Origin of the sequence: Sulfurovum sp. bin170, from assembly GCF_010892395.1 — a bacterium.
In the GTDB taxonomy this organism is placed as follows: domain Bacteria; phylum Campylobacterota; class Campylobacteria; order Campylobacterales; family Sulfurovaceae; genus UBA1140.
Genome location: NZ_JAACKB010000160.1, coordinates 1 through 2,389, shown reverse-complemented (window position 1 = coordinate 2,389; position 2,389 = coordinate 1). Strand labels below are relative to the sequence as shown.

At 33.7% G+C, this 2,389-nt stretch carries 4 protein-coding genes; 1 reads left to right on the top strand and 3 read right to left on the bottom strand.

Features of this window, described 5'->3' with window-relative positions; translation table 11 throughout:
• Nucleotides 1–287: orotidine 5'-phosphate decarboxylase / HUMPS family protein (locus tag GSY74_RS03755; RefSeq protein WP_188108690.1), on the top strand; the 287-nt coding region annotated here is incomplete at its 5' end.
• A 35-nt stretch (nucleotides 288–322) separates the two neighbouring features.
• Here the strand turns inward: GSY74_RS03755 and GSY74_RS03750 are convergent.
• The 3 genes from GSY74_RS03750 to GSY74_RS03740 form a co-directional block, all read right to left on the bottom strand.
• Nucleotides 323–1,201 (bottom strand): hypothetical protein, encoded by an 879-nt coding sequence (locus GSY74_RS03750; protein ID WP_164663769.1) that lies wholly within the window; start codon nucleotides 1,199–1,201, stop codon nucleotides 323–325.
• Nucleotides 1,202–1,223: 22 nt separating this feature from the next.
• Nucleotides 1,224–1,949 (bottom strand): hypothetical protein, encoded by a 726-nt coding sequence (locus GSY74_RS03745; RefSeq protein ID WP_164663768.1) that lies wholly within the window; start codon nucleotides 1,947–1,949, stop codon nucleotides 1,224–1,226.
• A gap of 9 nt (nucleotides 1,950–1,958) precedes the next feature.
• Nucleotides 1,959–2,389: hypothetical protein (locus GSY74_RS03740; protein WP_164663767.1), on the bottom strand; the 431-nt coding region annotated here is incomplete at its 5' end.

The following is a 2,389-nucleotide window of genomic DNA, read 5'->3' as shown; positions in this document are numbered from 1 at the left end:
TAGATGAAAAAGCAGAGCAGTTTGCTAAGATGAGTTATGAAAATGGTTTGGATGGTGTAGTCTGCTCTACATTTGAGAGTAGGGCGATTAAAAATGCTACAAGTAGTAAGTTTCTAACTCTCTGCCCAGGGATTCGACCTTTTGGTGAGGATGCAGGAGACCAGCAGAGAGTGGCTACGCTAGAGATGGCAATCAAGGAGGGGGTTGATTTTCCTGTGATTGGGCGACCTATTTATCGGGATGAGAATCCTGCTAGAAAGGTTAAAAAGATTTTGGATATACTCTAGGAGCTATTTTAGGTGGAGCATTTCTGCCCACCATTTTACTGAAGCTTCATTGTACTAGAAGTGCACTCATTTGAATTTTTCTTACTTACAGTCTCTGCTCTTAATTCGCTTTGGTTAAATGTTCCTTCTCTATCATCAACTTTCACCGTAACATTAGGACTATTATAGATATAGGTTTTGTTATCAACAATAATAGTACCAGAGATAATATCATCATCTGTGCTACTTGGAATTAACCACTCTGTCGTGTTGTATCTGTGTGACTCATCTAAACAACCTGCCTTGTATGAATATCCTCCACCAATATAGATAGCACTGTTTGAGCTATTCTCTTTGATTGTAAGTTTATCAAAATTCATATCTTCCAAGATATAGTTGTTGTCAAACTCCTTCATTTCACCATCAATCTCTATCTCGCTAATATCCCCATTCTCTCTAGTCTCTATGGATAGATTCATATAGGTTCCTGTATTGGGATAATAGGTATTTGGTACATATGTATATTGTTGAGCAATGATACTGGTTTGATTTTCACTTTCGTTTACACTTAAACTACCATTATAATACTCATATGTATATGTCTCATTATTTAGGTTTATACACTTATCAAAAGCCACAGTTACCGTTGTGTCACTCTCGTCATAACTCATTGTTCCTGTCTCAGAGCAATATTCTGTTGTTTTTGCAATGTTTAGAGAACTTTTTTTATAGATAGTTTTTTGCATTTTATTGAGACTAGTACTCATCTTATTTCCAAAATCTATACCAGCAGGTGTACTATAAGCAACATCTCCAATTTTTAATGCAGCATCAATACTTTTTTTATCACCACTATCATTATCACTATCTCCGTCTGAACCACATCCCAGTATTAAAAGTGAGACTATTGAGCTTAGAATTAATATTTTTTTCATTTTCTATCCTTTAATAAAAATTTTAGTCAACTATGTTGATTAATTTTTTTGTTGTTTTGGTGCATTGTCGATAGGTCTTATCATAAGTTTTTTCTGTACAGACTTCACCTACGGCGGCAATTTGACCTATATTTTTGGCATAATAGTACTCAGAGACAAAAATCTTTCTCTCACTAAACTCACCTCTTACACCCTCTTTTGACTCCTGTTCACAGCTAAGATGCAGTATATCGCTGTAACTCTTATCAAGTATCTCTTGTGTATCCAGATGTTCGGTTACTTTACACTTCGTGTATCCAACTTGATAGAGTACAGATTCTGCATCTACATACTCATATATATAGTAAAAGTCACCAATGTTTAGATTTCTACGATACTCTCTAATGTCATAAAAATCATCAACAAGCTCTTTTTTTATAATTTTAGAATCTGTTATAGTATAATCAGTATCATATAACTCTTTGATTGTATCACCATCGACAAGATACTCTATATGATCATCATTATTGATCATATAAGGCTCTTTATACTCTCTATCTCCTCCACTATCTCTTAGTTTCACTCTTTGATAGATATTCGTCTGACTCTTAGCTGGTAGAATATATTCACGCAAATCATATCTACCTGTTGCCTCAAAATCAACACTCTCACTTTTGTCCAAAAGAGTAATATCCTCCATATCTTTTTTATGTACATCACACCCTACGAGTAGTAGTGCTATTGTTGAAAAAATTAAAATATTTTTCATCTATTGCTCCTAATTAAAAAAATAGGTTAAAAAGGTATTAAAGTATGTACCTTTAGTGGACTCAAAATCAATGTAGTTTGCACCAAACTCAGGAGTAACAGCAATATTTTCATTCAAAAAGAGATGAGTACCAATATATACTGTAGCCCCTTTCTCCTCTTTTATATATTCAAAAGAGCTGTTCCAGTAGTAAAATTTAGCACCAATATATGGTGTTACTAATGGAGTTTTATAGAAGTAATAGTTCAATCCAGGAGAGAGAGTATAGTCAAACTCATCATCTTTCCTTGATACCGTATTAAGACCAATAAGAGCTTCAATATCACTATTGATAAAATAACCAATTTGGGCATTAAAGTTTATATTATTCTCTTCATCTTTATGCTGTTGAGTATATAAACTTGCGGATACCTTTATGTTTCCATCTTTTACTCCATCTT

What these genes read in the sequence shown, in the direction of transcription:
- GSY74_RS03750 (WP_164663769.1), bottom strand. Translation starts at nt 1,201, where the DNA reads ATGAAAAAAATATTAATTCTAAGCTCAATAGTCTCACTTTTAATACTG.
- GSY74_RS03745 (WP_164663768.1), bottom strand. Translation starts at nt 1,949, where the DNA reads ATGAAAAATATTTTAATTTTTTCAACAATAGCACTACTACTCGTAGGG.